The following is an 18,962-nucleotide window of genomic DNA, read 5'->3' as shown; positions in this document are numbered from 1 at the left end:
CGTGTTCGCAGCCTTCCTGTTTGCCCTCCTCCAGACCACTCCTGCCGCCCCACCCGTTACCCCGCCGGCGGCCTTGGAAAGTCCTTCCCTGGGCCTCCAAGCCGCCCACCCAAATCTGGCAGCCAAGGCACCAGGCAAGCCAAATTACGGCGTTGTGGCCACCCTGCCTGCGGGCAAATACCTGTTCACCTCGCTCCGGTTCGATCTGGAAAAGGGTGCGGGGCCACGCATCCTGCGAATTCAGGGGCCGGTGGGCTACGGCCCCTACTATGTGGGCATTCAAATCCGTCCATGGGAGCCGCGACCCACCGATTTCAAGGAAAATTTCCCACCAATCATGGCCTCAGCCATCGACGGAAGCCCTGCCAAGAAGGCAGGATTCAAGCGTTTCATGATCCTGACTTCCGTGAATGGCTCGAACTTCAATTGGCAGGTCCCCTTATTGGCCTACGCAATGACCTCCGCACCTGAATGCGAGGTGACGGCCCTCGAATTCCATATGATCGGCAGGCCGACAAAGCACACCTACCGCATCAAGGCCGAGCGACGCGTTCCGCCAGCTGACCCCGCCGACGGCTGGCTGGAGCTCATCACCGACGACGAGAGCAGAATTCTGCGCTCTGACGCCATCTGGGATCCGACTATCCGCGCACTTCTCAAGACCCGCAGCGAGCTTCCCCGCTTCCATTCTGTGACGCTGGAGCTTCCCGATTCGCCTGGCAAGCGACAGGCGAATTTTGTAAGAGGCCTTGCTTATGCCCGTGTTCCCGGTGGGATGCTCCCGTCCCTGGAATGTTGGCTCGATGCCCCGCCGGAGAAGTCCGGCGGCCTCCGTCCGGAAGGGCTCTGGATCGAACCCCCTGGGGGCTTTGCAGCAGGCCAGATTCTCGGGGTGAACGGCCAGTTCTTCTTTATCCGCTCCATTCGGGTGGATGGCGCCTCGGAAGGCCTGACGGACCTTCGTCTCGATCCCTGGAAGCCGAATGTCGAGTCCCTTCTCAGTGGTGCTCGACCTAGTGCTCAAATGCCGCCTGCACGTTCCTCCCAGGGGGAATCCATCGAGGAGTTCTGCAATGATACGCTGGTCGAGTGGAAGACCCTGACCCTGCCCGGAGAATTGCTCTCCCAGGACCTGCAGTCGACGGGGAACCTCGTTGTCCGCCTTGAAAAGGGTCTCCTCAAGCTGGACCTAGAGGTGAAGGGCATCCGATCTCGCCTGGATGTCGCCGCCCGCGCCGAAGCCGAGCACCAAGCCCAGGCGGAACTCGCCGCCAAGACCGGGCAGCCTGCTACCCAAGTGCAGGCAACTCCGGCCACGGAAAGTGAACGTCTCGCGGATCTGCTGGAGCAGCGCAAGGCCATCCTCATGGCCATCCTCGGCAGCGCCAAACAGTCACTGGCCAACTTGCGGAGGTGATCCATGCGCCGACCAGCCATCTCGATCCTTGTCGTCTCCGTCTCGACCCTTCTCCGGGCCCAGATCGGCCTCCACAATGAAGCACCCCCACCCAAACCCCAGAGCAGCCAGAGTGGGGGCGCCCTCAGCCAACTGGAGGCGATCAGCAACGCCAAGGTGGATCGGAGCAAGGTCGGAACCTCCTTCCAGGTCAAAAAGACCGTCATCCCGAAGCTGAAACCAGTCCCGTGGATCAATACAACCAGTGGCCGGAACGCCACGCTGCTTGTGGGCATCTTCGGCGACCTCCTGAGCCAGGCCCTGACGCCCACGTCCCCAACGGGCCCCAGTCCCGCCGAGCTCGCCCGCATCGAGGCAGAGCGGCAGGCCGCGCTTCAGCGGGAGCAAGCCGAGTTGCAAGCCTGGACGAACAGTTATGCCACCCGCATGAATGGGCTCATTGACCACCAGCGACAGGAACGCACATCCCAGAACAAGGAAAGCCTGGAGGGCCTTCGGGCGTCCCTTTCGGACGGCTTCGATTCCGCCGCCGGGGGTGGCCTGGCCGGGGCCCTCAGCGATCCTGCACCCGTGGTGGACCTGAGCCAGAGCCAGACCTTTACGCCCAGCCTCCTCCGGGAGGCCAATGGCACCAAGCGCACCAAGCCCATTTCGGCGGACGATCTGCTGAAGCGCCGGGAGGCCGCCCAGGCCAGGCTCAAGAGGATGATGGCGGAAAACAAGGATCTGCGCGTGCTGGGTCAGCGCTTCTACGAACTGGAAGCCCAACTGGAACGGCTCAAGCGCCAGGCCGCCAGCCTCGGCTCCGAGGGCCGCGCCATCCAGCGGGACATGGAGTTCTGGGGCTGGAGAATCGATCAGGCAACCCAGGCCTGCATGGAGCGGGGCACAAGCCTGCTCACTGACATCATCATTCCGGAACGAAACAGCGCTTGGCTGGCCCGCCTCAAGAAGAATCCAAAAACCTTCAACAGGCTCGTCCAGGCCTGCTCGCACCTCAACGACTACACCGAGTTCACGACCACCCTGGGGGATCGCTACGATGCCGCGGGGCAGGCCCTGGATTGGCCCAAGGCCAAACACACCCTCATGGAGCATGTTGACTTCATCGCTTCCAACGTTCAGAACGTCTCGCCGGTCTTCAAGCCCGTGAGCACGACTTGGAATCTGGGCAAGACCATCATCGGCACCAGCGTGGACCTGGCCGCGGAGCTGGATGGCTGGGGCGCCATCCTGGAACGCCAGGGCGATGTGTCGCTGATCCTCCAGAAGCAGAAGGCCCTCAAGAGACCCCTCGAGGCCATGATCCGCGACCTCCAGGTCTCCCGCGCCCAGATCGCCGCCCAGTTGGGCGTGAAACCCGAGGACCTGATCCCCGTCCAGGCCCGGCCCAAGGGGCTGGGTTCCAATGTAACTCCACTTTGAGGCTGACATGATCCGCACCTCCGCCCTCCTGCTCGTCGCCGGCCTCTCCCTCCCGCTCCTGGCGGGGTGGAAGCCGCCCATCCCGCGCTATCCCGCTGTGGTGAAAGCGAATGACCTCCGTGAGGAGCCCATGCCAGCCCACTGGGGGCCCCAGCTCCCGGGCACGCCCCTCGCCGGGGCCATGCTCACCACCTACCTTGGTCGCTTCGTCGTCTATCCCACGCGCTTCGATGCCCAGGGGCGCCTGCTCTGGCGGGCACTGCGGGTGGAGGGCCCGGCCGGCCTGGGTCCCTATGAACACGGCCTGTCGCTGGAGATGGTCTCCGAGCCGGGAGACACCCAGGGCATGGCCCGGATCACGGCCATCCGAGACGACCTGGGCAGCGGCCGGCGTCATTCATGGGGTGTCGGGGACTTCATCGAGGACCCTGCCAAATACCATTACAATCCCGTCCTTCCCGACCTGTCCCTGGGGCTCTTCCTGTTCCAGTACCGGATGTCGAACATGGCAGCCTCCGTGTTCCCTGTGTATTTGCCGAATCGGCTCTTCGAAAAACGAGGTACCGGCGGGGTCCAGAGCGTGGCGCGCGCTGAGACGCCAGCCCAGCTGCCAGCCACCTTCAACCCGGATGGACCGATCCCCGTCGAGGCTGGCGCGTGGTTCAGACAAGCATCTGCGCGTCTCCTCCTCCTCCGCGCATCTCACCCGACCTACCAGCCCCTCGTCGTCGACTGGGCCGGCCGGAAGTGGGCGGTGGTGGGCCCATCCCGTTCCGGACGCCCCCTCCAGCTCGAATTCTGGGCCGATGCTCCCGGTCCTGACACCAGGGGTTCAAAACCAGAGGCCACCTTCGATCTTCCAGGGGCCTCCAGCGCCATCGGCGCGGTACTTTCTCCTGGGGGCCAGGCGGCCCGCATCCGCGAAGCGGTCTGGGATCCCGGCACAGGACGCCTGACCCGTCTCGAACTGGAGCCCTATGCGCCCGACGCCTTGGCCTTCCTCGTGTCGGGGAAGTCCGAAGCCATGGCGGCGGAGGGTTCCGCGCTGGCCCTCAACGATGCGCTGGTGGACTGGAAGGTGAAGTCCCTCGCCTCTCATCTGCGGAACCTCGATGCTGCTGCAGCAGAGGATTTTCTGGCCCGGCTGGAGAAGACCCTGCTGAGGATGGACATGGACATTCGGCGCCTGCGACAAGCCCGGGAATCCAAGGAGCAGGACGCCTTGAACCGTCAGGCGGCGGATGGCATCCAGCGGCTTCAGCAGGAAGCCTCCCGCCGCAGGTTCCTCCTGCCAGCGGAGTTGAGGGAGATGGGCGAGGACGATGGCCGTACCACCACCGCCACGAGCCCCGAGCTGATGGATCTTCTGGAACAGCGCAAGGCCATCGTGTCGGCCATCCTCACCAACGCCAAGCAGATTCTGGCGGCGACACGCCGCTGATGCCGCACCTTGGTATCCTGCCCTGGACATGGAAACCCTGGACAGCCCCCGCATTCTCCCCCCCGGCCGCGGCATTTACTGCAACCGGACGCTGAATCTCCGCTCCGTGCGGGCCATCGGCTACGACATGGACTACACCCTGGTGGACTACCGGGTGGCGGCCTTCGAGCAGATGGTCTACGGCCAGGCCCGGGAGCGGCTGGCTTCTGAGGGCTGGCCCGTGGAGGGCATGGAGTTCGATGCCCGGATGGTGGCCCGGGGTCTGGTGATCGATACCGAGCTGGGCAACCTGGTGAAGGCCAATCGCTTCGGCTTCGTGAAGCGGGCCATGCACGGCACACGGATGCTCGAACACGCCGAGCAGCGGGACGCCTACGCCCAGACGTTGGTGGATCTGAGTGATTCCCGCTGGGTCTTCCTCAACACCCTGTTCTCGCTCTCGGAGGGCTGTCTCTACGCTCAGGCCGTGGATTTGCTGGACCGTGGCGCCCTGCCCCGCCCCTTCGAGTACGTGAGCCTCTACCGCCACGTGCGGGCCCGGGTGGACGCCCAGCACCTCGAAGGCCACCTGAAAGCCGAGATCGCCGCCGCGCCCGAACGCTACGTGGTGCAGGATCCCGAGGCGGCCCTGGCTCTTCTGGATCAGAAGGCCGCGGGCAAGAAGCTGCTGCTCATCACCAACTCGGAGTGGACCTTCACCTCGAAGATGATGGCCCATGCCTATGACCGGCACCTGCCGGGGAACATGACCTGGCGCCAGCTCTTCGACGTGGTGATCGTCGCCGCGCGCAAACCCACCTTCTTCACCGAGCATGGCCCCTTCTTCGAGGTGGTGGACGAGGCGGGTCTGCTGCGTCCCCTCATGGGCCCCCTGCGTCCGGGCGGCCTCTATCTGGGCGGCTGTGCGGCCCAGGTGGAGCGTGACCTGGGGATCGCTGGCGACGAGATCCTCTACGTGGGCGACCACATGTTCGGCGACGTGCATGTGAGCAAGCGCACCCTGAGCTGGCGCACAGCCCTGGTACTGCGCGAATTGGATGCCGAGGTGGCGGCTCTGGAGGCCTTCCAGCCCACCGAACAGCGCCTCATGGCCATGATGCGGGAAAAGGAGGCCATGGAGGCCCGGCTTTCCCAAGCGCGCCTGGCCCTCCAGCGCCTCCATACGGGGTATGGCACCGCTCCTACGGCGGACGCGGCCACCTTGGAGGCGCGCATCCACGACCTCCGCGGCCAACTATTGGCCCTGGATGCCGAGATCGCCCCTCTGGCCAGGGCCGGCACTGAGCTCGTCAATGCCAGATGGGGTCTGCTCACGCGAGCTGGCAACGACAAGAGCCACCTTACGCGACAAATTGAGCGTTACGCCGACGTCTACACCAGCCGCGTGTCGAACTTCCTGCACGCCACTCCCTTTGCCTACTTCCGTTCACCGCGGGGAAGCCTGCCCCATGATCCAGGCGATCACTTCACCGCGTAGACCGTCACGCCGTAGTGTTCCGGATCCCATGGCGCGCCGCTGTTCCAATGGCCATAGGCATGGCTGTCGTCCGTCTTGAAGCGCAGGGTGTAGGTGCCCTTGGGCAGACTGATCACCTCGTCGGCCAGCCGGTTCTTGGTGGCGCCACCGGCGTGCTGGGAGCGGCTGCGATCCATGACCCACACATGCTTGCCAGAGGCATCCTCGATCCAGGCCTCGTCGGCCATCTCGTCGCCGCTCCCTTCCGCAATGGCGTAGATGCGGACCGACTGGGCCGAGGGCAGCGTGAAGGGCTGGCTGCGGTCCTGGTTGTTCCCAACCCTCACCAGCTCGGCCAGCACGGGCCAGGTCAAGGGTGTGGCCAGAGAGACCGCCGCCAGATCGGCGTTCGAGGGAACAGCAATCGTCAGGCCGTACAGCCGGGGATCGCAGGGTGGCGGGGCATTCCAGTCCGCCGGCGAATGGGAATCGTCCGTGATGAAGGTGGCCTCGTAGTCGCCTGCGGGCAACTGGATGGTCTCCACCTGCCTTCGGTTCTTCTGGGCCCCACCCGCAAACTGGCTCTTGTCCATGGTCATCTCCCAGACCCGGGCACGGGTGTGGGCTGCCGTGATCCAGCCATAGTCGTGCATGCGCCGTCCGCTGCCCTCGCCCTCGGCGTAGAGGTGGAGTGTCACGGGCTTGCGGACATGGAAGGCTTGGACCCAGTGGCCATTGTCGGTGGTGGCGGCGAGGGAGACGAGGATGTTCTTCCAGCGCAGAGGCGCCTCGAAGACGGGTACGTCCGATGGATTCCCGCCGGGGAGGTAGATCTCCAGGCCGTAGTTCCCCACCTGCTCCCGCCAGTGGCGCAGCAAGCTCGTCTTGTCCGCGCCGAAAGCCGCCAGGAACCCCCGGGGCCGTTCGGCCTGCTCGGCGGGGAGGGTCCGCCGATCAATGTTGCGGGTCCACTGGGCCAGGAACAGGCTCTGGCCGAAGCCGTGGTTGGCGAAGGTGGCCTCGTAGCTGCCGGCGGGCAGGTCGAGGTACTGATCCGCCACGCGGTAATCCCAGTCCCGCTTGGTATTCGACCCGTCCATCTGCCACACCACTTCGCGGGTAGCCGCGTTGAGGATCCAGCCGTAGGCGAAGAGGGGATTGTCGCCAGTATTGTGGCCGAAGCGGCGAAGCCCGCCACCCTTGGCGTAGACGTGGATCTTCATGGGCCGCGGCAGAGTGAAGCCCTGGCTACGAACCTCCACCGCTTCGAAGCCCTTGAGGGAGACGATGCGGGGTTCCGGTTTCACCTCCGCGCCATGCAAAACCATGGGCGCGAACACCGTGAAGAGGATGAAGGCCGCCACGGCCTGAAGGGTGCGGACCAGAGCGTTGGCTTCGGACATGAGGAAGGACGACATGGAACCCCCGACGGAACGCCTCCAAGGTAGGCCTAACTGTCCTGGCCATGGCCGCGGATCGGCGAACGGTGGATCCGGACCGGCCACCGATCTGAGGCTGGGGCTGGGGGTCACGGGCCCGCGGGCGTTCCGGTCCCGCGGCCAGCCACGGCATTCAGATAGAAGTCCAGCATTGCGGCGAGCGCGGCCGGGTCCCGCCGCAAGCGGCTGCGCAGGGCCGCGCCCTCCCAGCAATTCACCAGGAGATCCCCCAGCTGCCGCACATCGCAACCCTCGGGAAGTTCATGCCTCTGCCGGGCCTCGTCGAGGCAGGCGGCCAGGCGTGCCGCGATGGCGGCAAAGCAGGCCTCAATCTTGGCCCGGAAGGCCTCGCTCACGCCCGACAGCTCCTGGCCGAGGCCTCCCAGCAGGCAGCCCATGTAGCCCTGCTCCCGGTAAGCCTGCTGGGTCAGCTCGAAGAAAGCACGCACCCGAGCGAGGGGCGGCCGCGTCCGGTCCTGGAGGCAGACGTCCAGGCCCGCATGCACCTGGGTCATGTAGGCCTCCACGACCTGCAACGCGAAATCCTCCTTGTCCTTGAAGTGGTGGTAGAAGGAGCCCCTGGGAATGCCCGTGGCCGAGAGCAGGGCTTCGATGCCCAGACCGTTGTAGCCGCGCTCCAACAGCATGCGAAGCCCCGCCACGATCAGGTGCTGCTTCGTCGAATGTGTCATCCCCTCGTCTTCTCGATCAGGTGGTCAATGACGAGGCCATGTTCGTGCTGGGGGCTGAACATGATGAGGTCCGCGTCCTCGTCCACCCGGACGTTGTGGCCGGGGGGCCAGTGGAACAGGTCGTCAGCGGCCACGGTCTCCTGGCGGCCAGCCGCGTCGGTGGTGGTGATCCGGCCCTTCAGCACGAATCCCCAGTGCGGGCACTGGCACAGATCGCCGTCCAGCCCCTTGAACAGCGGCGTCGTGTCCACACCCGCCGCCAGGGAGAAGTACTCCCCGCTGACACGGGAGTACCCGCTCATGTCACCGAATCCGATGTGTTGACGAATGGTGACACCCGGGACTTTCAGCCTGGTTTCAACGTCTTCTTTTGCAATCCGCATAGACATCCTCCTTGGTTTTTTCCAGTATTAGACTGATCAGTCTAGGGACACGTTAGGCCCCCGGTCCGACCCGTCAAGCGGGAGAGTCGAAAAAAATCATCCGGCGAATTCAATGCCCCAGGGGCACCTTGCCCTCGGGCTCAATCCCCCAGCGCAGCCCACTCCGCCAGCACGCGCTGGGCCTGGATCACGGGGCCGTCCTGGGTGCCGAGCGCGGGCAGGCGCACGGCGCCGTCGGGGCTCAGGCTGGCCCCCTTCTGCCGGCCCACCCAGGCCATGAGCTTCACGGGGTCCACGGAGGTCTGCGGGCTGAGGCGCAATTTGAGCGAGCCCTTGTCCACGGCCACCTCGGATACGCCCAGGGCCTGGGCTCGCAGTTTCACCTTGAGCAGTTCGAAGAAGCGGAGGGTGTCGGCATCGTCCTCGGGAACGTGGCCGAAGCGGTCCTCCAGGTCCATGCGGTACAGCTCCAGGTCCTTCTCCTCCCGGAGGCGTGAGATGCGCTTGTAGGCGACCAGACGCTCGGCGGCCTGATCGATCCAGCGCCTGCCAAGCTGGGCGCCGGGGGCCAGACCGTCCACCTTCACCTCGAAAGCGCTGCTGGGCTGGCCCTGCAGCTCCGAGAGCGTCTCCTCCAGCAGCTTCACGTAGAGCTCGAAGCCGATGTCATGGATGTGGCCGGACTGCTCGCCGCCGAGCAGGTTGCCGGCGCCGCGCAGTTCCAGATCCATGGCCGCCACGCGGAAGCCGGAGCCCAGCTCGGAGAAGTCCTCCAGGGCCTGGAGGCGCTTGCGGGCGTCCTCGCTGATCTCGTGCTTGGGCGGGATCAGCAGGTAGGCGTACGCGGGCACGTCGCTGCGGCCGACGCGACCCCGCAGCTGGTAGAGCTGGCTGAGGCCGAAGGCGTCGGCCCGGTGGACGATGAGCGTGTTGGCGTTGGGCACGTCAAGACCGTTCTCGACAATGGTTGTCGCGACCAGCACGTCCACCCGGCCCTCCATGAAGCCGAGCATGGCCTGCTCCAGGCCTTCGTCGGTCATCTGCCCGTGGCCCACGGCCACGCGGGCGTCGGGCACCAGCTCGCGCACCCGCGCGGCGATGCTGACGATGGATTCCACGCGGTTGTGCACGAGGTAGACCTGGCCGCCACGGCGCAGCTCGAACTGGATAGCCGTCTGCACCAGCTCGTCACTCCAGGGCGCCACCACGGTCTCGATGGCCAGGCGGTCTTTGGGCGGTGTTTCGATGAGGCTGATCTCGCGCAGCCCCGTAAGGCTCATGTGCAGCGTGCGGGGGATGGGCGTGGCGCTGAGCGCGAGCTGATCCACGTTGAGGCGCAGCTTCTTCAGCTTCTCCTTGTGCCCCACGCCGAAGCGCTGTTCCTCGTCGATCACCACCAGGCCGAGGTCGGCGAATTTCACCCGGGCGCCCAGCACCTGGTGCGTGCCGATGACGATCTCCACTTTGCCGTCCGCCACATCCTGGAGGATGCGCTTCTGTTCGGCCGGATCGACAAAGCGGTTGAGCATCTCGATGCGGATGGGGAAGCCGGCGAAGCGCTCCTTGAAGGTCCGGAAATGCTGGAAGCAGAGCACGGTGGTGGGGCACAGGACGACCACCTGGCGACCTTCAAGCGCCACCTTGGCCGCCGCGCGCATGGCCACTTCCGTCTTGCCGAAGCCCACATCACCCACCAGCAGGCGGTCCATGGGACGCGGCGATTCCAGATCCGCCTTCACCGCCTCGATGGCTTCGACCTGGTCGGGCGTGAGCGTGAACGGGAAGCTGGTGTCAAAGGCCGCCATGTCAGGCCCATCCGGAGGATAGGCGTGGCCCTTCTCCAGCTTGCGCTGGGCGTAGAGCTTGAGCAGCTCGTCGGCCATGTCGCGGATGGCCTTCTTGGCCTTGCGCTTGACCTTGGCCCAGCTGGCGCCGCCCAGCTTGTCCAGGGGTGGCAGGTGGCCTTCGGCGCCGGTGTAGCGCTGGACGAGGTCCGCCCGCTCCAGGCTCACGTTGAGCTGGCCGCCGTCGGCGTAACGCAGCTGCAGCACCTCCTGCTCTTCGCCCCCCACGGTGAGGGTGGCGAAGCCTACGAACTCGCCGATGCCGTGATCCAGGTGCACCACGCGGTCGCCGTGTTTGAGGTCGCGCAGATCCGACAGGAAGGCCGCGCTACGGGACTTCTTCGGTGCGGCCTGCACGGCCTTGCGGCCGAAGATCTCGCGTTCCGTGAACACGACGAGAGCCGGTTCCTTCAGATGAACGCCCGCGCTCAGGGTGAGCTGGATCGCCCGGCAGCCGGTCTCCGTGCCGTAGGCCTGGGGCAGATCGTAGTCCCGGAGGAACTCCGCGAAGCGGCCCTTCATCCCAGGCGTCGAGCCCGCGAGGAACACGCGATGACCCGTGAGCGCCAGCTCCTGAACATGGGTGGCCAGATCGGGCAGGCGGCCCTGGAATTCCCGCAGGGGCAGGGCCACCAGGGGCACCGTGGCCTCGCTCTGCCATTCCGTCAGATGGAAGGTGGCCCGGCTGGGTTCCGTCGGCAGGAAACGGTCCTCGAAGTCGGGACACACCACGCCGCCCCGGCGAAGGGCCGCCAGGCCTTCCTCGATGCGGGCCCGCTCAGCCTCCCGCAGGGATTCCTCCCAGGTGCCCTCCAGGCGCACGCGCAGGCAGGGTGCCACCCAGTGGACCAGTTGGCCTTTGGGTTGGGCCAGCAACGGGTGGAACAGTTCCTCGCCGGGAAAATGGCCGTGGGTGGCCAGCCGCGTCCGGCGGAAGGCCAGGTCATCCTCGGGCTCCAGCGTCCGGTCCGCCCGGGAGGCCACGGCGTCCAGCAAGGCCTGGCCGTCGCCGCGCTCCCCCTCGAAGCGGGGATAGAGCGTGAGCGATTCCAGGGCTTCGCCCGTGCGGCGCTGGGTATCGGGATCGAAGGGCGACAACCGCTCCAGCTCGTCGCCAAAAGTCTCCAGGCGCAGGGGCTGGGCCAGGTGATCGGGCCAGAGGTCCACCACCATGCCGCGGGAACTGAACTCGCCCGGTTCCGAGGCCATCTCCGTACGGCGGTAGCCCAGGGCGATCAGGGTCTCCAGCAGCAACTCCCGGGGAACCTCGGCACCCTGGCGCAGCTCGAGCTTCTGTCTCTGGAACCAGGTGGGATGGGGCAGCTTCTCGAACGCGGCCAGTGGCCCCGTCACCAGCACCTGCACCCGGCGCTCCAACAGGCCCACCAAGGTCGACAAGCGATCCCGCAGCACCATGCCCGGCGGGCTACTCTCGCCACCGGCGTAGGGTGCGAACCCGGGGAAGTGCGCGACGCCCGCCTCCGGCAGCAGGGCCTGAAGATCCTGGGCCAGCGTGCGGGCCTCGCCTTCTGTGGGAGCATCCACCCACAAGGCTTGCAGCCGGCCCTCGCGGCTGATCCAGCGAGCCAGGACCAGCGCCAACGCTGGAGGAGAGGTCCAGCGGAGGCGGGCGCCAGGGGCGGTGAGGACCTCCGCGGGGGCCTCGGCCGAGCGCAGCAGATCGATCAGGTCAGGGCCAACAGCATTCATAGCGTTCTTCAGAGTGCCTCAAGCGGCCCCCGGAGACGAGCGCTCATATCTCGCGCACCGCCCATTCCCTGGGCATGAGCACCCGGTCCCACCACACACCCTTGTCGCTGCGCTTCCCCACGGCCAGGAACATGTTCACCTCGGCGCCCCTGGGTAGGCCCAGCAGGGCCTTGGCTCGCCAGGGATCGAAGCCTTCCATGGGGCAGGTGTCATAGCCCTCCGCCCGCATGGCCAGCATGAAGGTGGCGGCCGCGAGGGCGGTGCTCTTGTGGGCCATGATCCGGACATCCTCCCGGGCCATGAGGTTCGGCATGGGCTTGAACAGGGAGACGACACGGCTGAAGACCCGTTTCACCGGCCCCAGCACGCCGAAGGGTCCCACGGTGTAGATCGTGGGGATGATGCGCTTGTAGTAGGACGCCTGACTTGGGCGCAGGGGTCCTCGGCTTGCAAAGGTTCGCAGGATCTCATCCCGGTTCCGCCGCCAGGTGTCGCGGTGGGTGATCAGGGCGATCAGCAGCGGCGCCGTCTTGGCAGGTATCTGGTTCAGGCAGGCGGCATTGGCCGCCTGCCTGACCATGGGATCCCGGATGATCACGAACTCCCACGGTTGGAGATTGCTGGAACTGGGCGCCAGCCGGGCGGCGTCCAGGGCGCGGTCCAGAACCTCCCGGGGGACTGGGTCCGGCAGAAAGTCCCGCACCGTGCGGCGGGCCTCTACGGCGGCGAAAAACGGCGACTCAGGCATCCGGCGCCTCCGCCAGCGGGCGAACGGCGGCAGGCTCGACTTCCCCGCGACCCATGCGCCGCCGGATCCAGGCCCAGACCTTGACCAGGGTGAAGTCCTCGATGATCTCGAAGAACACCGGCACCACGATGAGCGTGAGCATGGTGGAGGTGATGAGGCCCCCCACCACGGCGCGGGCCATGGGAGCCCGCATCTCGGCCCCCGCGCCCAGCGCCAGGAAGAGGGGCAGCATGCCGCCCACCATGGCGAAGCTCGTCATGAGGATGGGCCGCAGCCGCACGGTGCCCGCGCGGATGATGGCCTGGCGGCGGGAGATGCCCTCCTCTCGCTCCAGGTGCAGGGCGTGGTCCACCAGCAGGATGGCGTTCTTGGTCACGAGGCCCATCAACAGGATCATGCCGATGCTCGTCATCATGGACATCGAATCGCCCGTCACCAGCAGCATCAGCACCATGCCCACCATGGACAGTGGCAGGCTGGCCATGATGGCGACGGGGAGCTTGAAGCTCTCGAACTGGCTGGCCAGCACAAAGTAGATGAAGAACACCGCGAGCAGGAGGGACGTGCCCATGTAGCCGGCCGTCTCCTTGCTGTCCCGGGTCTGCCCCAGGAACTCCACGCGGACATCTTCGGGCAGCTTGCCACTGGCCTTCAAGGCCGCGACCTTGGCCGCAGCACCGGCGCTGACCTCGCCCAGGGTGGAGCCATCGAAGTTGGCGTCCACTTCCACCTCTTCCATCAGGTCATGGCGCTGGAGCTTGGCGGGGGCAATGCCCTCCTCGAAGCGGACCACCTGGTTGAGGCGGACGAGGGGATGCTTGCCGCCGCCGATGTCCTTGGTGCTCTGCACGGTCATGTTGGCCAGCTGCGTCGTGAAGCGGCGTTCCTGGTCGGCGAGGCGGACGCGCACATCGCGCTGCTCGCCTTTCTCATCCTCGTACTTCGCCACCTTCTCGCCGTCCACCAAGGGACGCACCATCTGGGACACCAGGGCCGGGCTCACGCCCAGGTCGGAGGCGGCCTTGCGGTCGACGACCAGCCTCAGTTCCGGTTTGCCGCTGTCCAGGCTGGTGGTGACGTCCACGGCTCCGGGGACGCTCCGCAGGGCCTCCTTCACGAGGGGTACCGCCTGGATCACCGCAGCCCGATCCGGCGCCTGCACGGCCACCATGATCGGAAAGGCCATGCCCCAGTCGTTCGCAGCGCCGATGGAGGCATCCACGCCAGGCACGGAGCGGAAGGCTTCGCGGATCTGCCGGCGGATCACCACCTGGTCTGGGCGCTTGCCGTCTTTCAGCTTCACGTAGATGCCACCGGAATCCACGGTACCGTTCAGGCCCGTGCCGATGGTGGTGTAGGTGAAGGCCACGCCTGGAACGGCCTGGATGGCCTTCTCCAGGGCCAAGCCCTTCTCGCGGGTGGCCGCGAGGCTGGAGCCGGGCTCCGCCTTGAAGTTGGCCTGAAGATCGCCCCGGTCGTAGTCCGGCATGAAGTTGTTGCCGAGCAGGCCCATGAGGACAATCGCGAGCACGAAACTGCCCAGGCCCGAAAGCATCACCGTCCAGCGGTGATTCAGCGCCCATTCGATGGCGGTCTTGTAGAAGCCCTCCCAGCGGTCCAGCATGCGGCTGAAGGCCTCCACACTCCGCATGATGGGGTTCCGTCCCTTGTAGTGCACATGGCCGTCCGCGCTCTTCTCGTGCTCGGGATCCGGCCAGACGGAGCTGAGCATGGGATCCAGCGTGAAGCTCACGAACAGCGACACGGCCACGGCGAAGGCCACCACGATGCCGAACGGGAAGAAGAACTTGCCGACGATGCCGCCCATGAAGGCCACGGGCACGAACACCGCCAGGATGGACATGGTGGTGGCGATGACCGCCGGGCCGATCTCCGCCGTGCCCTCGCGGGCGGCGGTGACGTGGTCCTTGCCCATCTCCGCGTGCCGCGTGATGTTCTCGCGGACCACGATGGCATCGTCGATGAGGATGCCGATGGCCAGGCTGAGACCCATGAGCGTCATGGTGTTCAGCGTGAAATCCAGCGCCCGCATGATGATGAAGGTGGAGATCACGGACACTGGCAGCGTGAGGCTGGTAATGAGCGTGGACCGCCAGCTCTTCAGGAAGAAGAATACGATGATCACCGTGAGCAGGCCGCCCACGTAGATGGAGGTGTTCACGTCCTCGACGTTGTTGATGATGAACCGAGCGTTGTCCTTGGCGATGACCACCTCGACACCCTGCTTGGCCAACTCGGGCTTGAGCTCATCCAGGGCCTTCTCCACGGAAGTCACCATGGCCACGGTGTTGCCGCCGGTCTGCCGCTGGATCTCCAGTGCGACGACATCCTTGCCGCCCAGGCGGGCAAGGCTGCGCCGCTCCTTGACGCCGTCCACCACCGTCGCCACTTCCCGCAGCTCAATGGGGCGGCCCTCCTTGTTGCCCACGATGACGTGATCGAAATCCCCCACCGACTTGGCCTTGGCATCCACCTTCACGGACATCTCGCGGTTGCCCTGAAGCAGGTTGCCGCTGGGGATGGCCATGGTGTCACCAGCCAGGGCGCTCTTCACGGCCTGGAGTGAAAGGCCCTGAGACTCCAGCTTCTGGGGATCAACCTGGATGAGGATCTCGCGGGTGCTGCCGCCCACAGGATCCACCTTGCCCACGCCGGGGATGTTTTCGATGCGGCGCTTGAGGAAGTCCTCGGCGATGCGGGTCAGCTCACGATCATTCATCTCCGGATGCTTCGCGTCCGGCTTCACCACCAGAGAGAGCACGGGCAGCTGAGCCGGGTCGAACTTGGAGATGACGGGCTCCTCGATGTTGCTCGGGAGATCACGCCGGATCTGACCGATCTTGGTGCGCACGTCGTTGAGGGCGTTGTCCACGTTGCGGCCCAGGTGGAACTGGATCACGAGCGTGCCCAGCCCCTCCTGGCTAGTGGAGCTGATCTCCTTGATCTTCTCAATGGGATTGACCGCTTCCTCGATCTTCCGCACCACGTCCTGCTTCACGGATTCGGGGCTGGCACCGGGGTAGACGACGGAGACGGTGACGGTGGGGATGTCGGTGTTGGGGTACTGATCGATGCCCAGAGTCTTCACCGAGAAGAGGCCCAGCACCACCAGCGCCAGCATGATGCAGACCGTGAAAACGGGCCTGCGGATGGAGAAATCAGACAGGAACATGGGTCACTTCCCCCCTGCGGCGGAGCCGCCATTCGCGCTGGTTGGGGCGCTGCCGCTGATCACGCGGAGGCGGCTGCCTTCGGCCACGAGATCCTTGCCGCTGTCGACAACCTGGACACCAACTCCCAGGCCGCTGACGGGCCGGTAGCCGTCCTGTTCCGGTCCCAGCACCACCTTGTGGCGGTGGGCGACGTTCTGCTCGGCGACGAAGATCTCCGCATCCCGGTCCTGCGCTTTCACCAGCGTGGCCGGTAGGGACGGTGCCTTGGTCTCGCCCTCGCCAAGGATGACGCCCTCCACGAAGAGGCCGCCCTTCAAGGTCCCATCCGGGTTGGGGACTTCAACGCGCACCCGCAGCGTGCGGCCATCCTGGGAAAGGCTGGGGCTCACCTGGGCCACCCGGCCCTCTACGAGCCGGTCGACTCCGATGCTCCGGAACGTCGCCCGCTGGCCCACCTTCACCTGGGCCATGGCCTCAGCGGGCAGGTCCGCGCGGATTTCCAGCTTGCGGTTGTCCACGATCTCGAAGGCCGTCTGACCGGGGTTCAGCATCTCGCCGGGCTGCACGGCCCGGCGGGCCACCTGACCTGCGAAGGGCGCCACGAGCCGGGCCTTCTTCAACCGCAGGCGGGCCAAGCCCAGGTTGCTCTGCGCGGCCTGGGCCGCCGCTTTCGTGGCGTTGTAGGCCGTCTCGGCCTGCTGGGCAGCCTGACGGGTGATGCTGCGCTTCTCGAGCAGCATCACGGAGCGGTCGTTGTCGCGCTGCGCCTGGAGCGCCTGGGCCTGGGCCTGGGCCACCTGGGCCTCGGCCGCCTGGACTCCCAGGAGGTAGTCATCCTCATCCTGGGCCCCCAGCAGGGCCCCGGCGGCGACGGTATCACCCTCCTGGACCGCCACGCGGGTGACCCGGCCGGTGACCTCCGCCTTCAGCTCGGCGCGATTCACCGCCAGCAGGGTACCGGTGAAGGCCACAGCGGGCCGGAACGTGCGTTCCTGGACTGGCACCAGGGTGACGGGCACCTCGCCTTCGGCCTTCACGACTGCTTGATGATCGAGCTCGGTGTTGCGCTTGCCACGGTGGTAGCTGGCCGCCCCGGCGATCACGACGACGGGCACGGCAATGTAGAGAAGAAGGGCTTTGCGGTTCATGGTCGGCTCCGAAGGATGCGTCGGGATTCGTTACAAAGGAGGAAGGCCCAGGGCGCGGCGCTGGTCGAAGCGGGCGGCCCAAAGACCCAGCTCGGCGCGGCGACGCTGGCTTTCGGCCTGGCGCTCGGAGCGCTCCGCCTGGAGGAGGTCGAGGGAGGTGATGAGCCCCTGGTCGAAGGACTCGCGGCTCATGCGCAAGGCCTCCACCGTGGCGTCATGAGCCTTGCTCGAGGCTTCGGCCAGGGCGATGGCCTTCTCGAGTTCGCGGTCGGCGGTGCTCTGTTCGATGGCGATGGAACGTTCGCGGTCGATGCGTGCCTGCTTTACCTGCTCGAGCTGGGCCGAGTTCTGGGCCCGCTTGCCCGAGCTGCGCAGCCCGTCGAAGATGGGGAACTTCATGGTGACGCTCACCTTCCAGGTGTCGTACGGCTCCTTGAAGAGCAGGTCCGTCTTGCCCGCCTGGTAGCCATAGCTGGCGCTGAAATCAAACTTGGGGCGCAGATCCGAGGTGATGATCTTTTCGTTGGCCCGGTACATGGCTTCCTGCTGCCTCAGCTGGGCCAGCTCGCTGCGCTCGGCCCCCGCAGGCCTCGCACCCAGTACCGGCTGCCCGAGTTGCGCCAGGGCCAAGGGCGTCTTCGGATCCAGGCCCAGCTGCCCGTTCAGCACCTCGAGGGCGCGCTTCACGTTGGCATCGGCCTGGAGCGCCTCGGGAATCACGGCCAGCAGCTCGCTCTCGGCGCGCAGCCGGTCCAGCTCGGTGGCCGTCTGGGCCTCCAGGCGAGCCTTGACGTCCGAGACGAACTGTTCGGCAGTCTTCCGACGGGTCTCCACCACCTCCTGCTCCGCCTGGGCCGTCAACACGGCCAGGTAGGCCTTGGCAACCCCGTGCAGGACATCCAGTTCGGAGGTGCTGAAGCCATAGGCGGCTTCCTTCTCACCCATCTTGGCGATCTCCACGGCCGTGCCGAGCTTGCCCCAATAGAACAGCGGCTGGGTCAGGTTCGCCTGGCTGGTGTAGATGCTCCGGGCCCCCACCAGGGAGGAGGGCGTCAGGCCAAAAGCCGCCGCGCTATCCGCGAAGCCGCTGTTGAGGATGGAGACGTCCCGCGCACGGGTGAAGTCGCCGATCAAGGTGAGCTGCGGCAGGGCATCGGCCCGGGTGCTGGTGATGAGGCCGCGGCGCTCGTCCACGCGGGCCTTGGCGGCCCGGAGCATGGGATTCTCGGACCGGGCGCGGGTGAGCGCCCCGGAGAGATCCAGGGCCAAGGGTGCGCGGGGGGCCTCGGTCGATGGCGGGGCCTGGAGGGCGGGAGGGGCGAACAGGAGCATGTCAGTTCCTCGACTGGGGGAAGGCTTCGGGAATACCAAGTCCCCGCAGGCTGAAATCGGTGAAGTGCCGGATGACTCCCTCGAGGTCCTCCGGGTAGTTCGGGTTCCCACGGATGAGCCGGGCGATCCCCAGGGAGTTGCGGAAGTAGAGCATCTGGCCCTGGATGCTCATGCCCATGTTCAGGAGCTCGTCCGTGGTAAGGTCGGCGCGCAGCACCTGGAGGCAGTGCATCAGGTGCTCGACGTGGGGCCGGATCTGCTCCATGAGTAGGGCCGAGGACACCGGGCGGGGTGCCTGCATCTCGCGGGCCATGAGCGCCATGGCGGCCTCGTCCAGCGGATCAGGCCCGCGGTCGCAGGCCATCAGGTCCTCCATGAAGGCACGGATATGGCTCTTCAGGCCCTGGATGGCCGCCTCGCGGGCCCCCGGCCCCTCGAAGCGGGGCGCGGCGGCCAGCTCGGCCACATGGCAGGCCTTCCGGTTGAAGATGTACCTGAGGGCCTCCAGGTAGAGGCCCTCCTTGCCGCCGAAATGGTACGTCACCAAGGCCGAATTGGCCTTGGCCCTCAAGGCGATCTCGCGAATGCCGACCCCATCGAAACCCTTTTCGGCGAACGTCAGGATCGCCGCCTCGATGAGTCGTTGCCGCGTGTCAAAAGATGCGTCGGTGGGTTGTGCGTTCATGTCCCCTCGTTTCCAATCAACCGATTGAACAACATGGTCCAAGAATTA

General features: G+C 66.2%; 13 protein-coding genes. 4 read left to right on the top strand and 9 right to left on the bottom strand.

From position 1 onward, the window contains the following. Nucleotide 1: 1 nt before the first annotated feature. Genes NOV74_RS09895 through NOV74_RS09880 form a run of 4 tightly spaced genes read left to right on the top strand, consistent with a single transcriptional unit; the run spans nucleotide 2 to nucleotide 5,760 of the window. The gene (locus NOV74_RS09895) at nucleotides 2–1,417 is read left to right on the top strand and encodes a hypothetical protein (RefSeq protein WP_257311720.1); all 1,416 of its coding nucleotides are present in this window, start codon (nucleotides 2–4) and stop codon (nucleotides 1,415–1,417) included. A gap of 3 nt (nucleotides 1,418–1,420) precedes the next feature. Then, entirely contained in the window at nucleotides 1,421–2,842 is a 1,422-nt protein-coding gene (locus tag NOV74_RS09890; protein WP_257311716.1) for a hypothetical protein, read from the top strand. 7 nt (nucleotides 2,843–2,849) lie between these two features. Next, nucleotides 2,850–4,283: a hypothetical protein gene (locus tag NOV74_RS09885; protein WP_257311712.1), complete on the top strand. Its 1,434-nt coding sequence runs from the start codon at nucleotides 2,850–2,852 to the stop codon at nucleotides 4,281–4,283. Nucleotides 4,284–4,311: 28 nt separating this feature from the next. Further along, entirely contained in the window at nucleotides 4,312–5,760 is a 1,449-nt protein-coding gene (locus NOV74_RS09880; RefSeq protein WP_257311709.1) for an HAD-IG family 5'-nucleotidase, read from the top strand. Here the strand turns inward: NOV74_RS09880 and NOV74_RS09875 are convergent. The 9 genes from NOV74_RS09875 to NOV74_RS09835 all read right to left on the bottom strand — a co-directional run bounded on the left by NOV74_RS09875 (nucleotide 5,745) and on the right by NOV74_RS09835 (nucleotide 18,914). Continuing rightward, nucleotides 5,745–7,157, bottom strand: coding sequence for a hypothetical protein (locus NOV74_RS09875; protein WP_257311706.1), 1,413 nt, complete (start codon nucleotides 7,155–7,157; stop codon nucleotides 5,745–5,747). The genes NOV74_RS09880 and NOV74_RS09875 overlap by 16 nt on opposite strands. A gap of 110 nt (nucleotides 7,158–7,267) precedes the next feature. Next, entirely contained in the window at nucleotides 7,268–7,870 is a 603-nt protein-coding gene (locus NOV74_RS09870; RefSeq protein WP_257311703.1) for a TetR/AcrR family transcriptional regulator, read from the bottom strand. Next, complete coding sequence (locus tag NOV74_RS09865; RefSeq protein WP_371748427.1) at nucleotides 7,867–8,253, bottom strand: cupin domain-containing protein; 387 nt, start codon at nucleotides 8,251–8,253, stop codon at nucleotides 7,867–7,869. The genes NOV74_RS09870 and NOV74_RS09865 overlap by 4 nt, the downstream gene beginning before the upstream one ends. A 140-nt stretch (nucleotides 8,254–8,393) precedes the next feature. Then, nucleotides 8,394–11,807: a transcription-repair coupling factor gene (gene mfd, locus NOV74_RS09860; protein ID WP_257311698.1), complete on the bottom strand. Its 3,414-nt coding sequence runs from the start codon at nucleotides 11,805–11,807 to the stop codon at nucleotides 8,394–8,396. 43 nt (nucleotides 11,808–11,850) lie between these two features. Continuing rightward, the gene (locus NOV74_RS09855) at nucleotides 11,851–12,555 is read right to left on the bottom strand and encodes a nitroreductase family protein (RefSeq protein WP_257311695.1); all 705 of its coding nucleotides are present in this window, start codon (nucleotides 12,553–12,555) and stop codon (nucleotides 11,851–11,853) included. Further along, nucleotides 12,548–15,748 carry an efflux RND transporter permease subunit gene (locus NOV74_RS09850; RefSeq protein ID WP_257311692.1) on the bottom strand — a complete coding sequence of 1,067 codons (3,201 nt, stop codon included), beginning with the start codon at nucleotides 15,746–15,748 and terminating at the stop codon, nucleotides 12,548–12,550. The genes NOV74_RS09855 and NOV74_RS09850 overlap by 8 nt, the downstream gene beginning before the upstream one ends. 3 nt (nucleotides 15,749–15,751) lie before the next feature. Continuing rightward, a complete protein-coding gene (locus NOV74_RS09845; protein WP_257311690.1) occupies nucleotides 15,752–16,897 on the bottom strand; it encodes an efflux RND transporter periplasmic adaptor subunit in 1,146 nt (381 codons plus the stop codon). A gap of 30 nt (nucleotides 16,898–16,927) precedes the next feature. Beyond that, nucleotides 16,928–18,229 carry a TolC family protein gene (locus NOV74_RS09840; protein ID WP_257311687.1) on the bottom strand — a complete coding sequence of 434 codons (1,302 nt, stop codon included), beginning with the start codon at nucleotides 18,227–18,229 and terminating at the stop codon, nucleotides 16,928–16,930. A gap of 1 nt (nucleotide 18,230) precedes the next feature. Next, nucleotides 18,231–18,914 carry a CerR family C-terminal domain-containing protein gene (locus NOV74_RS09835; RefSeq protein WP_257311684.1) on the bottom strand — a complete coding sequence of 228 codons (684 nt, stop codon included), beginning with the start codon at nucleotides 18,912–18,914 and terminating at the stop codon, nucleotides 18,231–18,233. Nucleotides 18,915–18,962 lie beyond the last annotated feature (48 nt).

This window comes from Geothrix fuzhouensis (assembly GCF_024609325.1).
In the GTDB taxonomy this organism is placed as follows: domain Bacteria; phylum Acidobacteriota; class Holophagae; order Holophagales; family Holophagaceae; genus Geothrix; species Geothrix fuzhouensis.
This window is presented reverse-complemented; position numbering and strand designations above follow the sequence as displayed.